This is a genomic window from Vreelandella aquamarina (assembly GCF_044805175.1).
Lineage (GTDB): Bacteria > Pseudomonadota > Gammaproteobacteria > Pseudomonadales > Halomonadaceae > Vreelandella > Vreelandella aquamarina_B.
The window spans coordinates 3,466,986-3,484,022 of sequence record NZ_CP085232.1 but is presented as its reverse complement, the minus strand read 5'-3'; the positions used below and the strand labels follow the sequence as shown (position 1 = coordinate 3,484,022).

Genomic DNA, 17,037 nt, shown 5'->3' with positions numbered 1-17,037 from the left:
GGGCGCCGAAGCGCCCTTTTTGCCGTTCATCGTGGTGATGATGTTATGCACCTACGTTGTCACGGCTCTTCAGGTAGGCGTATTCGCCCACATCGGTAAACGGACGCACCACTTTCTGGAATGCAGAGTACGACTCATACACGCGACGGGACTCTTCATCGCTTTCAACCTGGCGCTGGATCGCCTGCTTGGATGACTCATATAGCGCCGCCATTACATCATCAGGGAAGGTACGCAGCTGAACGCCGTGCTCTTGCACTAGCGTTTCCAGTGCTTGAGCATTGCGGAAGGCAAATTCGCTGATCATCGCCAGGTTAGAGGCGCGGGCTGCTTCGCGAATGACGTCCTGCAAATCTTCCGGCAGCGCATTCCAAGCGTCTAGGTTGATGGTGCCTTCTAGCACGGCGCTGGGCTCGTTCCATACGGAGGTGTAGTAGTAGTTCGCTACTTGGTGCAGGCCAAAGGCCATATCGTTGTAGGGGCCAACCCAGTCTGCGGCGTCCAGCGCGCCGGTTTGCAGCGAAGTAAAGATCTCTGAGCCTGCCATGTTGACGGTGCTCACGCCGATGCCGTTCATGGCTTCGCCAGCGAGACCCGGCAGGCGCAGCTTCAGGCCCTGCATATCGTCGAGGGAGTTGATCTCTTTTTTGAACCAGCCCGCCATCTGCGTGCCGGTGTTACCCACCGCAAAAGGTTTCAGGTTGTGGTTGGCGTAGATCTCGTCCCACAGCTCCTGACCGCCGCCGTGGTACAGCCAGGCGTTCATTTCGGTGGTGGTCATGCCGAATGGAACCGCAGTGAAGAACTGTGATGCCGCTACTTTACCGCGCCAGTAGTAAGAGGCAGAGTGCCCCATCTCGGCCGTACCTGCGGCAACGGCGTCGAAAACTTCCAGGGCCGGAACTAGCTCGCCTGCACCGTGTACGCGAATGCGCATACGGCCGTTAGAGAGCTGCTCAACCCGGCGGGCAAAGTCGTTAGCACCAGTACCCAAGGCTGGAAAGTTTTTCGGCCAAGAGGTCACCATATCCCAGGTGTAGGTTTCGTTAGCGCTGGCAGTGGAGACGAAAGGGGCGGCAGCGACACCGGCGGCACCTAGGCCAGCGGTTTTTAAAAATTGACGGCGTTGCATGGCAGGCATGACTCCGAAATTATAGGATGTTTTTTTATAAGCGCAGTGAGCGCAGTGTCCGCCTGCCAGTATGCGCTAAGCAGCTTTTATAGGGCAAGTGCCTGTCTTGTCTTGCCCTTTGCACAGTTTAAAGCGGCGTGAGTTTGGCAAACCCTAGCACTAACCACTTCACGCCTTCACCGTCAAAACTGACCTGCACCCTTGCACGTGCCCCTTCACCTTCCGTATTCAGGATGATGCCTTCACCAAACACGGGGTGCTCAACCCGCTGGCCCACGTGCAGCGCGGGCAGTTCACCATCGCTTTCAATACTGGTTTGGGCGAAGCTTGGGCGCGATGCGGTGACCGGGCGGGAGACATGCCCCCGCAGGCGCACTTCTTCCAGCAAATGGGGCGGTAGCTCCCGCAGGAAGCGCGACGGGCGTGGAAACACCTCTTTGCCGTGCAGGCGGCGGGTTTCCGCGTGGGTCAGGTAGAGCTTCTGCATCGCGCGGGTGACGCCTACATAGCAAAGCCTGCGTTCCTCTTCGAGCCGCCCTGACTCCTCCACCGACATCTTGTGGGGAAATAGCCCCTCTTCCACGCCTGCGATAAACACCACGGGGAACTCCAGCCCTTTTGCGGAGTGCAGTGTCATCAGCTGCACGCTGTCCTCGAACTCTTCGGCTTCGTGGTCACCTGCATTGAGCGCCGCTTCCGACAGAAACGCCTCCAGTGCCGCCATGCCTTCGCCCGCTTCTGGGGTTTCAAAGGCATCGCCGTGGGTAAAGGCGCGAGCGGCGGTGACCAGCTCTTCCAAGTTCTCGACCCGAGCCTGGCCTTTTTCGCCACGCTCGCTTTTATGGTGCTCAATTAACCCGGTGTGCGCGGTGACATGGTCGATGATCTCATGCAGCGGTAACCCCGCGGCGTCGTTATCGAGCTGCTCAATCAGGTTGGTAAAGGCTTGAACGGCGTTGCCTGCGCGACCTTTTAGGGTGCCGTCCTGAATAGCATCGTGCAGCGCCTGCCACAACGAAACGCCCTGTTCACGGGCGCGGTGACGAATGATTTCCACTGTGCGGGTGCCGATGCCCCGGGTGGGCACGTTAATCACCCGCTCTAGGGAGGCGTCGTCGTCCCGGTTGAGCAGCAGGCGAAGGTAGGCCAGGGCGTTCTTGATCTCCAGCCGCTCATAGAAACGATGACCGCCATAGATGCGGTAGGGCATGCCTTGGCGAATCAGCGTCTCTTCCAGCAGCCGCGACTGGGCGTTGGAGCGGTATAGGATGGCGATATCACGGCGATTGAAGCCTTCCTCGACCTTCTCTTTGATGGTATCGACGATGTAGCGGGCTTCTTCCAGGTCGTTAAACCCGGCGTATACCGAGATCGGTTCGCCCTCGATACCGTCGGTCCAGAGGTTTTTGCCCAGCCGCTCGGTGTTGTGGCTGATCAACATATTAGCGGCGTCGAGGATCGCACTGGTGGAGCGGTAGTTCTGCTCCAGGCGTACCGTGTGGGTGTTGGGAAACTCTTCCTCAAAGCGGCGGATGTTCTCCACTTTGGCGCCCCGCCAGCCGTAAATCGACTGGTCGTCATCGCCAACCGCCGTCATCGGCGTTTGCTGGCCGGTGAGCAGTTTGAGCCACGCGTACTGCAGGGTATTGGTGTCTTGAAACTCGTCCACCAGCACGTGACCGAAGCGCTCGCGATAGTGGTTCAGTAGTGGCGGGTTGTCGCGCAATAGCTCCAGGCTGCGTAGCAGCAGCTCGCCAAAATCCACCAGCCCGCCACGCTCGCAGGTGAACTGGTAGCGTTCGTACAACTCGACCATTTGCGCCAGGTAAGCATCGCCATTCACGTTCACCTGATGCGGCCGCAGGCCTTCTTCTTTGCAGCCAGAGACGAACCCCTGCACCTGGCGAGGGGGGAAGCGCTCATCGTCAATGGCGTAATCTTTGAGCAGCCGCTTAATCAGCCGGAGCTGGTCATCGGAATCGATAATTTGGAAGTGCTGGGGCAGGCGGGCGTCTTGCCAGTGGGTGCGCAGCAGCCGGTGGGCAATGGAGTGGAAGGTGCCGACCCATACATGGCGCATGGAGATTCCCAGCAGCGCTTCAAGGCGCGTGCGCATTTCCCGGGCGGCTTTATTGGTGAACGTGACTGCCAGCAGTGCGTAGGGGGAGAGCCCCTCGGCCTGCATCAACCAGGCAATGCGGTGAACCAGCACGCGGGTTTTACCGGAGCCAGCCCCAGCCAGTACCAGTAAGTTGCCCTGGGGGGCGCTAACGGCCTCCCGTTGGGCTGGGTTGAGCTGATCGAGTATCGCCGTGACGTCGTCCATATAAGCCGCTGCCGGTTAAAAAATGGGCGGCCAGTTTAGCACAGCCCACCCACTGGCTGGGTATACAGCGTATGCCTCGGTAGCTGGTGGTTACTGCTCGTCTGGGTAGCGCAGCGTGCTGAGGCTCTTTTTCACTGCCTTGAGCTGTTCCGCAAGCTTGGGGCCGCGGGTTTTGGCCACCCCTACTGCTAGCACGTCGATCAGTACCAGGTGGGCAATACGCGAGCTGAGCGGCGTGTAGATTTCGGTATCTTCGTGAACATCGATAAACAGCGGCAGGCTGACCTCATGGGCCAGCGGCGACTCGCTGGGGCACAGGCCAATGACCGTGGCACCCGCTTCGCGGGCCAAGCGCACGCTGGCGACCAGCGCCTTGGTGCGCCCGGTTTGTGAAATCGCGACCACCACATCGCCCTCTTGCAGCGTCACCGCTGACATGTTCTGCATGTGCGGGTCAGCATAGGCGGAGGTCGAGATCTGCAGGCGGAAGAACTTGTGCTGGGCATCGAATGCCACGGCACCGGAGGCGCCAAAGCCGTAAAACTCTACCCGGTTTGCCATGGCCAGGGCGTTGACCGCCCGCCCCAGGGCTTCGTTGTCGAGGCGGTCGCGCACCGACAGCAGCGTGCCAACGGTGGAGTCGAAAATGCTGTGGGAGAACTCGGCCACCGAGTCGCTATCGTTCATGGAGAACTGGGCGAACTGGCTGCCGCTGGCCAGCATCTGGGCGAGCTGGAGCTTGAAGTCCTGGAACCCGTTGCAGCCGAGTGCGCGGCAGAAGCGCACCACGGTGGGCTCGCTCACCTTGGCCTCGGTGGCCAGATCCACGATCCGCATATGGATCACTTCATCGGGGTTACGCAGCACGAACCGCGCTACCTTTTGTTCGGAGCGACGGAAATGCTCCATACGGCGTCTCATTTCATCGAACAGGGCGCGGCTCACGGTCAACTCCTTAAATTCTTTATCGTGCTTAATGCGGCCAAGGGGTCGCTACAGTATGCCTGAGTGACGCGAAGAGGGCAGCGGAGAACCTCCGAAGTGGCTGCCGTTTAAAGGGCGTTAACCCATTTCTTTAAGATGCGTCATCATTTTGTCAAGTAGGTTATAGTAAGAAGTGACGTGCCGCACTGCATCATTTAAAAATCAGTCGTCACGGATGCAGGTGGACGTAGGCAACTTCACCTGGAGGAGCGTCGATCATGAGAAACGTCGAACGAATTACCTCGGTAAAAAGCGAATTGCTCGACATATTTATGAGTATGGAGGTCGATGAGCATGCCCAACGCCGGCGCAGCGCCGCTCAGCGTAGCCTAAGAGCACGCAGAGGAATTGAGCTGCATCGGGAGTTTCAAAAGCTTTCGCGGGATATCGCTCCCCTGCCGGACGATGACGAACCGCAAGAGAGCGAACTGCACTAAAACAGCGTGTGATGATACCGCCCCGCTAGCTAGCGGGGCCGTGACGGCTTAGATCAAGCCTGTTACGAAGACAGCGATAACACCTGCGGGCGCTACATAGCGCGCGATGATATTCCACATGCTTACGCCAGTGGCTGACAGCCCAAGCTCAGCTTCCACGCTCTGGCGATCCAGGCACCAAGCAGCGAAGAGAATCGCACCCAACCCAGTTAGCGGCAGCATGATTTTGCTGGTCAGCGTATCCAGCAAATCAAACACGCCCATACCAAACATGAGCGGCTCGCTCCATACGTTGAAGGAGAGCAGCGCGGCAATACCCAGCGCCCAAGCACCCACCCCGGCAACAACGGTCGCCATCACGCGAGAAAGCGGCATGCGTTCTTCAATAAACTCAACCACGGGCTCAAGCAGCGAAATGGCCGAGGTAAGAGCTGCGAAGGTGAGCAGCAGGAAGAACATCAAGCCCAGGAGGGAGCCGCCGTCCATGTTGCCAAACGCCAGTGGCAGCGTGACGAAGATCAGCCCAGGGCCCGAGGCGAGGTCAAGGTTGTTCGCAAACACGATGGGGAAGATCGCAAGACCGGCTCCGAGAGCAATTACTGTGTCCATAATGATGACGGTGCGGGCAGTTTGGAGCAGGTTGATATCTTTGCCCAAGTAAGAGCCATACGCCATCATAATGCCCATACCCAGCGATAGGGTGAAGAAAGCGTGCCCTAAAGCGGCTAGAACTGTTTCTGCGCTTAACTTGCTCCAGTCTGGGTTAAACATATACCCCAGCGCTTCACCAAAATGGCCGGTAGACATACCATAACCAATTAGCACTACAAGCAGTAACGCAAGCACCGGCATCAAAACGCGCACAGCGCCTTCCAGGCCCTTCGTTACACCACGGGCAACAATGCCAATCACCAATAGCATAAAGGCGGAGTGGCCAATCAGAAGCAACCCAGGGTTGCTAAGCATGCCGCTAAACAGCGCCCCAATGCCGTCAGCGTCTTGGCCACTGAAGGTTCCAGTGACGGAGTTGAGGGTATAGTAGAGCGACCAGCCGCCGATCACGCTATAGAACGACAGAATTAAAAACGCCCCTACAATACCGCTAATACCCACTACGGCCCAAATGCTGGGCTTGTTGGCTTGGCGTGCCAGTTCAGCCATCGTACTGGCGGGGTTTTTCTGGCCGCGCCGCCCGATCAGCCACTCAGAGACGAGAATGGGCAAGCCAATGAGCGCGATACAGAGTAGGTAAACAAATACAAAAGCAGCCCCGCCGCTTTCGCCCACCATATAAGGGAATTTCCAGATATTCCCCAAGCCAACCGCTGAACCCGCTGCGGCTAGCACAAAGGTCATACGAGATGACCATTGTGCATGTGCAAGTTTTGCCATAAATCACCTGTTTTTCGTTCAATTGTAATGAGTCGTTATCGGCTTAATAGCGCCGATTTTCGGAAAATAGAGAAATTGCCAGCGTACTTTTCCGAAAGAACAGGCAATTTATCCGATCATGGAGGGGCTTGCCAGTCAGCTCACCCAAAAAGGCGACTTAGAACAGCTGGCTTTGCTTTTCATCGGCAAAGGGGGCGAGATGCGGGAGTGCCACCTGGTGCTGCAAGATACGATACAGGTGGCGTGCCATCTCAGGAGACTCACGGTTATCCGCAGTATGCACAAATAAGAAAGGGGTTTTCCCCTGACTTATCCACAGGCTAAGGCGTTCTATCCACGGCGCGAAATAGCGGGTATTGATAGCTTTGTCAATATGGCCAATGAAGCGAATGATGGGTTGCTCTGCCGTGGAAAGCACGTGTAACGGGAGTTTCGGTTTTTCTTGCTGGGCATGAGCAAGGCCCGCATGGCCATTAGCAGGGGTAGAGAATACCGGCCGTACATCCAGCATGACGCGGTTGGCGCCATAAGTTATCAACAATCGGTTGAGGGCCCGCTCCTCCTCTCCTTTGTGGAAAAAAATCGGGTGACGCACTTCCACCGCACAGGGTAAGTGTGCAGGCCATCCGGCCAGCAAGGCTTCCAGCTTGGGCAGTTCCGAGGGGCCAAAGTCACGGGGTAGCTGAACCATGGTCGGCCCCAGGCGGTCATGCAGTGGCTCTAGTGCAGCCAGAAAGTCCCAAGCAGACGCTAACTGGCTTAGGCGCTGGTCGTGGGTAACGCTGGCGGGCAGCTTAAAGCAGAAGCGGAACTGGGGTGGTGCCTGGCGCGCCCAAGCGGCGATGGTATCGGGTTTGGGGGCGCCACTATAAAAGGTGGTATTGCCTTCAACGCTTGAAAAAACCGCCGCATAGTCGCTTAACAGATCGGTTTTAGCTTGGCGAGGATAGAGGCTGCCCTGCCAATCCTGATTGGCCCACATGGGCAAGCCGAGATAGAGCGGTAGCGGTGCGCGTGGGGCAGTCATCTAAGCGGTGGCCTTTGTCGAAAAGGAGAAAAAGAACGTAAACAAAACCTAGTGTACCCGTAACACCATGAGCGGTGGTGGGGGCTCAAGGCGTGTTAATGAAGATAACGGCCAAAATTATGAAATTTTCCCGGCCACTGCAGCGCTACTATGGTGATCATCGCATTCTTCAAAAATTAACCGACAGGAACGCTTCATGGATGCTGCTTATGTAAGTGCCGACGATATTCGCGATCAGTTTTCCAAAGCGATGTCGGCGATGTACCAACAGGAAGTGCCGCAATATGGCACGCTGCTCTCGCTGGTGGAGAGCGTGAACCGTGACGTATTAGAACAGGATGCCGCATTAGCTGATGCGCTTGAAGAGGCTGGCGAGCTGGCGCGCCTGAATGTAGAGCGTCATGGAGCGATCCGCGTTGGTTTGCCTGAAGAGCTTTCACTGCTGCGGCGCATGTTTGCGGTGATGGGCATGCAGCCGGTAGGCTACTATGACCTCGCCGCTGCCGGGGTGCCGGTGCACTCAACGGCGTTTCGTCCGGTGGACGATGAGGCTTTGAAGCGTAACCCCTTCCGTGTCTTTACCTCCCTGCTGCGCCTTGAACTGATCGAGAATCCACAGCTACGCGAGCAGGCGCGGGAAATCCTCACCCGCCGCGACATCGTAACGCCCGAAGCCCAGGCGTTGATTGCCCGCTGTGAGGAGCAGGGTGGCTTGAACGCCACTGACGCCGACGCATTTGTGCAGGCCGCACTCAACACTTTCCGCTGGCATCACGATGCCACCGTGGACCGCGCGACCTATGACCGTTTACACCACGAACACCGCCTGATTGCCGACGTGGTGAGCTTTCGCGGCCCGCACATCAACCATCTCACCCCGCGCACCCTGGATATCGATGCGGTACAGCGGCGCATGCCAAGCGTTGGCATCGACCCCAAGGCGGTGATTGAGGGTCCGCCCCGGCGGCGCTGCCCGATTCTGCTGCGCCAAACTAGCTTTAAAGCGCTGGAAGAGACGATCACCTTTGCCGACAGCGTGGCCGGGCACCATACCGCCCGCTTTGGCGAAATTGAGCAGCGCGGCATTGCCCTGACCCAGAAAGGGCGGGCACTCTATGATCGCCTGCTGGCGCAGTCGCAGCAACTCCCCCCTGCCAAGGATAACGATGCCCATCAGGCGCAGTTGGCGGAAGTGTTTGAGGCGTTTCCAGACGATGCCGCCACGCTGCGCCGCGAAGCGCTGGCGTTCTTCCACTACCGCGCCGTAGCGGGCGTTCGCGTGTCGCTACCGGCGCAGATAGACGCGGATACCATTGAAGCGCTTATCGAACAGGGCGCGCTGACTTGCCAACCCATGATTTATGAAGACTTCTTGCCGGTCAGTGCCGCAGGTATCTTCCAGTCCAACCTGGGCGGCGAGCAGCTGGGCGGCGAGCAGCGCGACGAATACGAAAGCCACGCCAACCAGGCCCAGTTCGAGCGCGACTTGGGGGTTGCCGTGATTGATGAGATCGCGCTGTATGCAAAGCGCCAGCAGGCATCACTGGATAAGGCGCTGGCAGCGTTGGGGGTTACGCACTAATCGTAGTGCGAATGAGGCGCGCGGTTTCCTGTAATAGTGGCAAATACTCTTTGAGTAAGGTGTCCATGTCGACGCGAGCGGCGTTAGTGCTGATATTAATAGCGCCAAGCAGTTTGCCGTTTGCGTCGAAGGCAGGCACGGCCAGCGAGCGAAGCCCGGAATCCAGCTCCTGGTCGGAGATGGCATAGCCTTGCTGGCGCACTTCGTTAATACACGTTTTTAGGCTCGCTATGTCAGTGATGGTTTTGTCGGTATATCGCTGCAGTGAAAGGCGGCTTAAATAATCGTCTAGGGCAGTTTCAGGCAGCTGAGCCAATAAAACACGCCCCATTGACGTATGCGCGGCGGGCAGGCGTGTACCTACTGAGAGCGTTATTGCCATTAGACGATGACGCGCGGCTGAACGTGCAAGATAAATCACGTCATCGCCATCCAGAACGCCTAGCGAAGAGGATTCACCACATTTAAGCGTAATATCTTCTAAATATTGTTGGATAGCGCTGCGGTAATTATTGGCTGATAAGTAGGAATACCCTAGCTGGAGTACGCGCGGCGCTAATTCAAAGTAGCGTTGCTGCTTACGCACATAGCCGAGCGCATGTAGCGTGAGTAGGAAGCGCCGAGCCTTGGCACGGTTCATCCCTGTGCGAGCAGCCACCTCGCTCAGCGTCATGCGTGGGTGGGCATCATCAAACGCCATGATGACTTCCAAACCACTTGCCAAGGCAGTTACAAAGTCGCGGTCATCGGGCTTGAGCGCCTCTTCTTGGGGGAAGTCGTCCATTCTTGTCTACTCATCGTCATGGTGCATGGTCAGCCGGTAAGGTAGCACAGTGTTCGAATAGCGAACAGTTGCGCTTTATAGCTGATGGGCAGAGGAACAGCTCCCTCATTATGGTAAATTTACACTAATCGATTCATTCACAATGAGGCAGAGCAATGAGCCAACATAAAGTCACCGTGTTGCATGGGCCTAATTTGAATCTCTTGGGAACTCGTCAGCCTGAGATTTATGGCTATGAGACCTTAGAGGATGTGAATAATACGTTGCGTGAAATAGCCGTTATGTCTGGCTGGGAGATCAACTGTTTTCAGAGCAACCATGAAGGTGCGTTAATTGACGCAATTCACGCGGCGCGTTTAGACGGAACAAGTGCCATCATCATTAATCCTGCTGCCTACACGCACACGTCGGTGGCTATCCTAGATGCACTGAATGCTTTTGAAGGAAAAGTGATTGAAGTGCATATTTCCAACGTACACAAGCGGGAGAGCTTCCGACACCACTCCTATGTGTCGTTGCGTGCTGATGGCGTCATTGCGGGTCTTGGCACCTATGGCTACCAGGCGGCTTTAAATGCGGCTATCAATGATCATGCTAAATCTAAATAGCTTGTATATTAATAATATCGCTGAGTGTCATTAGCCAAATGATGGCACTTAGCGTAAAAAATGAAGTCACCGTCGCCACGAGCATGGCGGTGGCGCTAACACCTCCCAAGTTATAGCGTTGTCCAAACAGTGGATAAATGCTGATCATCGGCGAAGCTGCAAAGAGCAGTGCGCCAGCGAAGTAAATTGGATCAATGTTAGGGATCAGCAGGAAAGCTATCAAAATAGCTAAAGGGTGAATAAGCAGTTTGCCGACTACAATTTGTCCCACATCCCGCATCATTCCTTGTGCTTTAAGACCAAATAGTGACCCGCCGATGACAAACAGTGCTGCGGGCCCTGCTGCTTCTGCAAGCATATGAATGGCTTTATTAATAGGATCGGGGATGGTGAACCCGGTGAATGCGATAAATATACCCACCGATAACCCAATCAGTATCGGGTTTTTGGCTAGGCTAAGCGTCGTTTGACGCATGGTTTGCCATAAGCTTGAGCTATGTTGGTTGCCCATCTCAGCAAGAATAAGAGCAGTAGGTATAATAAGCAGGTTTTCAACGAGCATATTAAGCGCTAACAGTACCGCTGCGGGTGAGCCAATGACCATCGCAGCGACAGGGTAACCGACGAAACCGCTATTAGCTGCAGACATCCCTAATGCCTGCATTGCGCTGGCGTTAAGTGGTTGGCGCTGCAGCTTTATACAAAGCATTAAACCAGCACTCAAAACTGCGAGCGAGCCTAGCCCGTACGCAATCAAATAGTTGGGTTGAAAAATGCTCTCCAAAGGCTGCTGGGTTAACGCTCGAATAACCAGTGCTGGCAGGGCACAGTACAGTACAAAAATACCTATGCCCTGCATCTGTTCACGCTGGATAATCCCGCTCCACCGAGCAATATAGCCAATACCGATCAGCAAAAAGATGGGTGTGGTAATTGCTAGGATTGCGAGCATAGCAGCCTCTTCAGTACATAATGATCAATAGCATGGTTCGAATAGCGAATTATTGTGCGCTATCTCGAAGGCTATCATGGCACACTATCGGCTCGAGGTGAGACAAGTTGCTCAATATAGTGGGTGCGTAGCGGAATCACATGGGGATCAATCTGTTCACAGGCGATACGGCCTTTGGTGAAAAAGCGAAACGCATCCACGCCTTGAAATACGAATAGATCAACGCCCGAGAGAGTTTTAGCTCCAGCTTGGTAAGCGGCATTCAAAAGCTCGGTATGAGCAGGAATGTATACGGCGTCAAACACCCAGTGCTGAGCACCTAGACCAGCAGTATTGATTGGGCAGCCAGGGTGGTTGATATGTCCAATCGGTGAGCAGTTGACGACACCGTGCCAATTAGGCAGTTCGCGCTGCGCCTGTTCCGGTGATACGCACTGGGCTGTAATGCCCATGGCGTTCAAGTCTCGGCACAGCATGTCTGCTCGTTGGCTGTCGCGTTCAAGGATATGGATACAGCTGGCAGAAAGCTCGCCTAGCGCGCATGCCACTGCACGTCCTACACCTCCGGCGCCAATTAATAGCACATCGCCTGCAGACTGGCGGCCGAACGAGTGGCGGTAGGCGCTAATAAAGCCTGTATAGTCAGTATTTTCTGCACGTAACCCCTGTTCATCGAACAAAAGCGTATTGGCGGTGCCTACCCGACGCACGCCTTCGCCACAGATATCAGCTAACTTTGCAGCTTTCTCTTTAAAAGGAAAGGTGACATTGGTGCCCCGGTAGCCTTCGTCGCGTAGCCTTTGAATGGCGCAGGGGAAATCAAAATCCGCGATACCCAGACTATCTACTAAATCGTAGCGTACCGATACGCCGAGTGACGCTCCTAGGCGTTCATGCAAATCGGGAGATTGTGATTTAGCGATGCCTTCGCCTACGAGTCCGAGTTTGATCATGCTTGGCGCGCTCCCGTGTCCTGGCTAGCGTTTTCAGCGCCGCCGTTAGTGTCCTTGGATAAAATGTCAGCTTCTAGGCGCTGCTGCGCCGTAACGCGTACAAAAGCATTCGGTGCGCCGAGCCCTTGATAACCTTCCCGTTGTACCAGTTCGATGAAGAAGGCTTTACGGCCAGGTTGTGTGTACAACTGATGGAAGTCGCCGTGACTATCTTGGTCGTAGAGAATGTGGTGATCTTGCATCCAGCGCTGCGTTTGCGCGGGGAGATCGAATCGCGCGGCAAGGTCGCGATAGTAGTTACTAGGTATCGGCAGCACTGGCGTATCCGCCTTGTGCAATGCCGCGCTGATGTCACGCATGCAGGTAGTGCTTAGCGCAACATGATGAACCCCCGAGCCGCCATACTGACGTACAAAACGATTACTAGCGGTGTCTGGTGACGCGCTGGCATTCAGCGCTAAACGAAAACGGCCATTGCCGTTCTGTAATACTTGGCTTTGAATCAAGCCGCGTGGGTCCGTGACATCAAATGACGGAGTGACCTCCAACTGGAAGATAGCTCGGTACTGCAGCATCAGGGAGAGGTAGTCGTGGTAGGAGAGCGCAACGCTAATGTGGTCGATATCTACCAGCGACCCCTGGGGTACGGGCTTTACATCGACTGGAAACTCGCGATCCCATGTGCGGCTAAGCTGTGAGTCGTCAATGATGTAGGAGAGGCTGCCATCCACGTTGCGTAGTGCGCTCATGCGGTGGCTAGCACCGACGTCCTCAGGTTCAACAATATCGTAACCGAGCTTGTCAGCCCGCTTGAACGCCTCATAAGCGTTGCTTACCCGAAGGCCAATTGCGGTTACGGCGGTGGCATCGCGCCCAGGCACACGTCCTGTAAAACTCGACTCGGTGTTTAGAACCAAGTTAACGTCGCCTGCAGCCCAGCGTTCAGCGTTTAGTGTGTGATGGCGCCCCACGCAAGCCATGCCCAACGCGCTGAGAAGCTCGCGTAGTCGTGTCAAATCTGCAGGCTCAACGGCAATTTCTAGGAAGGCGACGGACTCAATAGGCTGCGGCGCGGGAATGTCACTTTTTTCTTGCATGCTGCGCAGCAAATTGTAGGAGCGCAAACCATCGCGGGCGGTTTGGTCACTGTGTCCCATGCGGAAAACATCGTTAAATATCTCGTGGGAGAGGGGGCCGTCATAGCGGGTTTCCTGCAGCATGGTCATGAAGCTATCCATCTGCAGCTCGCCCTGACCAGGGAAACACCGATAGTGTCGGCTCCAAGATAGGTGATCCATCGACAGGCGTGGCGCATCGGCAGTCTGTACTAAGAAAATGCGATCACCTGGAATGCGGCCGATGGTGCTAAGCTCTGTCTGGCGCGAGAAAATGTGAAAAGTATCTAGCACCAAACCGACATTCGGGTGCGAAGCTCGGCGGACCACTTCCCAGCTATCGCGGTAGTCGTGGATATGCCTGCCCCATGCCAGCGCTTCATAAGCAACGCGCAGATTACGCCGGGCAGCGCGTTCGCCCAACTCATAGAAGTCATCGGCAGCACGGCTTATACCTGGTAGAGCATCTGGGTGGACAGTACTGCAGACCATAAGAAGGTCTGTGCCGAGCTCTTCCATCAGATCAAACTTGTGTTCGGCTCGGTCGAACGCCCGCTCCCGTGCGCGCCCCTGCAAGCCTTCAAAATCACGAAACGGCTGAAGGGTAACCAGTTTAAGACCACGGGAACGAATTAGCTCCCCGGCCTCAAGCGGAGTGCCGGCAAATGCTGTTAGGTCGTTTTCAAACAGCTCAATGCCCTCAAAGCCAGCCTGTGCAATGGCGTCTACTTTTTCTTCCAGTGACCCGCTGAGGCAAACGGTAGCAATAGATGAGTACATAGCATCATGCTCCTTACATTATTAATGAAGGTCAGTAGCCAGCCAAACGCGGCAGGAAAGTAACCAATGACGGTACAAAAGTAATGAGTAGCAGCACTAAGAATTGCACGGCGAGCATCGGTATAATGCGACGGATAATAGCGCCCATCCCAACGCCAGAGACAGAATCAGCAACAAACAGGCAGAGTCCCATAGGTGGTGTGATCAGTCCCATCATCAAGTTGAAGATAACGACAATGCCGAAGTGCAGCGGATCAATGCCCAGGGCCATTGCAATGGGATGCAGGATAGGCACAAGAACTAAAATGGCTGCGATCCCTTCCAAAAATAACCCTACTACCAGTAGCAAGAGAATGACTGCGATTAGGAAGGACCACTGAGTATCAATGCTCATCAACGCCCATTCGGTCAGCATGTTGGGTACGCGCTCAAACGTTAACACCCAGTTAGCGGCGGCAACGGCGCCCATAATGACCATGATCACCGCGCTATCGCGCATCGCGCGGGCAAAGATGCCGGGTAAGTTGACTAGTTTTATATTGCGGTAGAGCACCACACCCAGAATCAGTGCATAGACCACGGCAAAGGCCGCAGCTTCAGTGGGGGTGACGATTCCTGCGAGAATTGCGCCAACGACAAACACTGGCATGAGTGCTGGTAGCAACCCGTGGAGCAGAGCATGACGGCGTGACTGCTGTTTGCCCTGCGTTTTACCGATGTCACCAGCAAAAAAGTAGACATAGATTGACAGGCCCAGTGCTAGCAAAAAACCTGGCACGATACCGGCCAAAAAGAGTCCTGGCACCGACACGCCGGAGACGGTCAGTGCATAAATAATTACCGGGATGCTTGGCGGAATAATAGGGCCTATCACCGATGAAGCGGCGGTAAGCGCTGCTGCAAAATCGCGCGGGTAGCCCTCTTTTTCCATAGATGGAATAAAGACACGCCCTAGCGCTGAAGTATCGGCAATTGCCGACCCTGAAAGCCCGGCAAAAATGACCGACGCCCAGATATTAACGTGTGCCAGCCCAGCCTTGAGTCGGCCTACAATAGCGCTCGCCAGATTAATAATACGGTGTGTGATACCCGCTTCATTCATTAGCTCGCCAGCTAAAATGAACAATGGAATCGCCAGTAACGGGAAAGACTCCATCCCACCGAAAAACTGCTGTGAGACGATGCGAATGTGGTAAGGCAAGTCTCCAGTGCTCATCAGCACCGTTAATGAGCCGAGAATGGCAAAGGCAAAGGGTACACCCAGTAAGACAAGTGCTAGAAGCAGTAAAAAGATCATGATGATGCCTCCTCGCTGGGTTGCTCGCTCAAACGCAACGCGCTCATCACCAGAGCAGAGAGGCAAAGCAAACCACCGCCTATTAACATCGAGGCTTGGAACAGCCACATTGGCATGCCGGTGCTTGATGAGGTACGTCCGCCGCGTGCGGCAATAAACTCAATCGCCGATACCATCAACCCAATACCGACCGCTAGCACAACTAAGTCGACAATGATGGCTTGCCAGCGCACCCAGTGAGGTGGCAGTAAACGGCGAAACAGGTCAAAGCCGATATGCTTATCTTGGAGATAGGCCCAAGACATGCCGAACATTAGACCGTAAATCATTAGGTAGATAGCAGTGTCTTCTCCCCAGCTAATGGAACCGCCATAGGTGTAGCGTGCAAAGGCATTGCTCGCGACCAGCAGAAAAATCAGCATCATGGCAAGCCCTGCCAAGCTGCCGTTGAACAGTATCAGGCCGCGATGTATTCGGCTGAGAAGAGCAGACATAAGAGCACCTTCAATCAATAGTCAGGCACGTAAGTTGGCGAGTAGGCCGCTAGTGGCCTACTCGCAAGCTAGCTATGAACGGTGTGTTAGAAGCGAGAGGAGGCCTCATCTACTGCAGAAGTGAGGCGGTCAATCCACTCGGCATCATCGCCTAGTTCATCACGTAGGTATGCCTGTACAGGCGGCTGAGCTGCTGAACGGAAGGCTTCCATCTGTTCAGCGGTAGGTTGGGTGATTTCCATGCCTTCTGCTTCTAGCTTGGTGATCCCCTCGGCCGAGTTAAATTGCTGGATGGCGCGGCCGGTATTACCAGCAACCACGGCGGCACGCTTCACTGCGGCTTGCTCTTCCTCGGAAAGAGACTGGAATATCTCATCGTTGATCAGAATGTGATCCACACCATATACATGGCGATCGAGCGTTAGGTAGTCCTGAAACTCGTAGAAGTTGTTGCCATAGATCACCGATATGGGGTTCTCTTGGCCGTCTACTACGCCGGTCGCAAGTGCTGTCGGTACTTCACCCCAGGCGATACCTTGAGGCTCACCACCTAGCGCGCTGACCATTTCTAAGTAAAGCGGAATGGTTTGCACGCGGAATTTTAAGCCCTGCATATCTTCCGGTGAGTTGATCGGGCGGACAGAGTTGGTGAAGTGGCGAAAGCCAGTTTCGCCATAGGCTAATGTACGCAGTCCGGTTTGTTGTAAGCAGTGTTCAGCTAGCGCGGTGCCAAAATCACCATCCATAACTTCCCAAGCTACTGGCGCTGAAGGAAATGTATAAGGAATATCCGTCACCGCGACGGCTGGGCAGAAGTTGGCATAGGCGCCAGAGACCATCGCAATGCTAATGGTGCCATCCTGTGCACCTTCAATAAGTTCGGTTTCCCCCCCTAAAGAGCCCGCCGGATAGAGCTCAACCGTCAGGTCGGTTTCGGCTTCTACTAAGTTTTTGAATACTTGGCCAGCTGCCCCCTTTTTAGAGGTTGTCCAGTCATCAGGGTCAACATGGGCAAAGCGTAAGGTTTGTGCAGAAGCATGAGCTGCAGAGAGGAGCGCCGCCGTTGTGATCGCCGCCGTGAGCGTGCGTTTCATAGGTGCTTTTTGTAATGAAATCATCGGGAATAGAGACATTATTATTGTCCTCTTATCGGGCCGTTGTCATAGGGCTTGAA

Annotated in this window: 15 protein-coding genes; 3 read left to right on the top strand and 12 right to left on the bottom strand. The window is 55.1% G+C overall.

The features are described from left to right. Positions 1 to 43: 43 nt before the first annotated feature. From LG300_RS16145 to hexR, 3 genes are all read right to left on the bottom strand, one after another. Entirely contained in the window at positions 44 to 1,132 is a 1,089-nt protein-coding gene (locus LG300_RS16145; protein WP_404376302.1) for a TRAP transporter substrate-binding protein, read from the bottom strand. Positions 1,133 to 1,259: 127 nt separating this feature from the next. Continuing rightward, complete coding sequence (gene uvrD / locus LG300_RS16140; RefSeq protein ID WP_404376301.1) at positions 1,260 to 3,458, bottom strand: DNA helicase II; 2,199 nt, start codon at positions 3,456 to 3,458, stop codon at positions 1,260 to 1,262. A 90-nt stretch (positions 3,459 to 3,548) separates the two neighbouring features. Continuing rightward, complete coding sequence (gene hexR, locus LG300_RS16135; RefSeq protein WP_404376300.1) at positions 3,549 to 4,403, bottom strand: transcriptional regulator HexR; 855 nt, start codon at positions 4,401 to 4,403, stop codon at positions 3,549 to 3,551. Between the two features lie 257 nt (positions 4,404 to 4,660). Between hexR and LG300_RS16130 the strand changes: the two genes are divergently transcribed. Next, complete coding sequence (locus tag LG300_RS16130; RefSeq protein ID WP_404376299.1) at positions 4,661 to 4,879, top strand: PA3496 family putative envelope integrity protein; 219 nt, start codon at positions 4,661 to 4,663, stop codon at positions 4,877 to 4,879. A gap of 48 nt (positions 4,880 to 4,927) precedes the next feature. On the opposite strand, the gene LG300_RS16125 is transcribed toward LG300_RS16130, so the two are convergent. Then, the gene (locus LG300_RS16125; protein WP_404376298.1) at positions 4,928 to 6,271 is read right to left on the bottom strand and encodes a sodium-dependent transporter; all 1,344 of its coding nucleotides are present in this window, start codon (positions 6,269 to 6,271) and stop codon (positions 4,928 to 4,930) included. Between the two features lie 157 nt (positions 6,272 to 6,428). Next, positions 6,429 to 7,298, bottom strand: a complete 870-nt coding sequence (locus LG300_RS16120) for a DUF72 domain-containing protein (protein WP_404376297.1) — start codon at positions 7,296 to 7,298, stop codon at positions 6,429 to 6,431. Positions 7,299 to 7,494: 196 nt separating this feature from the next. Between LG300_RS16120 and LG300_RS16115 the strand changes: the two genes are divergently transcribed. After that, positions 7,495 to 8,880: a VOC family protein gene (locus LG300_RS16115; protein WP_404376296.1), complete on the top strand. Its 1,386-nt coding sequence runs from the start codon at positions 7,495 to 7,497 to the stop codon at positions 8,878 to 8,880. Here the strand turns inward: LG300_RS16115 and LG300_RS16110 are convergent. Beyond that, entirely contained in the window at positions 8,870 to 9,664 is a 795-nt protein-coding gene (locus LG300_RS16110) for an IclR family transcriptional regulator C-terminal domain-containing protein (protein WP_404376295.1), read from the bottom strand. The two genes, LG300_RS16115 and LG300_RS16110, sit on opposite strands and share 11 nt — an antisense overlap. A 155-nt stretch (positions 9,665 to 9,819) precedes the next feature. On the opposite strand from LG300_RS16110, the gene aroQ reads away from it, so the two are divergent. After that, complete coding sequence (gene aroQ, locus LG300_RS16105; protein ID WP_404376294.1) at positions 9,820 to 10,272, top strand: type II 3-dehydroquinate dehydratase; 453 nt, start codon at positions 9,820 to 9,822, stop codon at positions 10,270 to 10,272. Here the strand turns inward: aroQ and LG300_RS16100 are convergent. The 6 genes from LG300_RS16100 to LG300_RS16075 all read right to left on the bottom strand — a co-directional run bounded on the left by LG300_RS16100 (position 10,265) and on the right by LG300_RS16075 (position 16,957). Further along, a complete protein-coding gene (locus LG300_RS16100; protein WP_404376293.1) occupies positions 10,265 to 11,224 on the bottom strand; it encodes an AEC family transporter in 960 nt (319 codons plus the stop codon). The genes aroQ and LG300_RS16100 overlap by 8 nt on opposite strands. Before the next feature lie 74 nt (positions 11,225 to 11,298). Further along, complete coding sequence (locus LG300_RS16095; protein ID WP_404376292.1) at positions 11,299 to 12,177, bottom strand: shikimate dehydrogenase family protein; 879 nt, start codon at positions 12,175 to 12,177, stop codon at positions 11,299 to 11,301. Next, on the bottom strand, positions 12,174 to 14,072 hold the full coding sequence (locus LG300_RS16090; RefSeq protein ID WP_404376291.1) for a bifunctional sugar phosphate isomerase/epimerase/4-hydroxyphenylpyruvate dioxygenase family protein: 1,899 nt from the start codon (positions 14,070 to 14,072) through the stop codon (positions 12,174 to 12,176). The genes LG300_RS16095 and LG300_RS16090 overlap by 4 nt, the downstream gene beginning before the upstream one ends. 31 nt (positions 14,073 to 14,103) lie before the next feature. Beyond that, positions 14,104 to 15,369 carry a TRAP transporter large permease gene (locus LG300_RS16085; RefSeq protein WP_404376290.1) on the bottom strand — a complete coding sequence of 422 codons (1,266 nt, stop codon included), beginning with the start codon at positions 15,367 to 15,369 and terminating at the stop codon, positions 14,104 to 14,106. Beyond that, positions 15,366 to 15,863: a TRAP transporter small permease gene (locus tag LG300_RS16080; RefSeq protein WP_404376289.1), complete on the bottom strand. Its 498-nt coding sequence runs from the start codon at positions 15,861 to 15,863 to the stop codon at positions 15,366 to 15,368. The genes LG300_RS16085 and LG300_RS16080 overlap by 4 nt, the downstream gene beginning before the upstream one ends. Positions 15,864 to 15,949: 86 nt before the next feature. Beyond that, positions 15,950 to 16,957 (bottom strand): DctP family TRAP transporter solute-binding subunit, encoded by a 1,008-nt coding sequence (locus LG300_RS16075; RefSeq protein WP_404376288.1) that lies wholly within the window; start codon positions 16,955 to 16,957, stop codon positions 15,950 to 15,952. Positions 16,958 to 17,037: the final 80 nt, after the last annotated feature.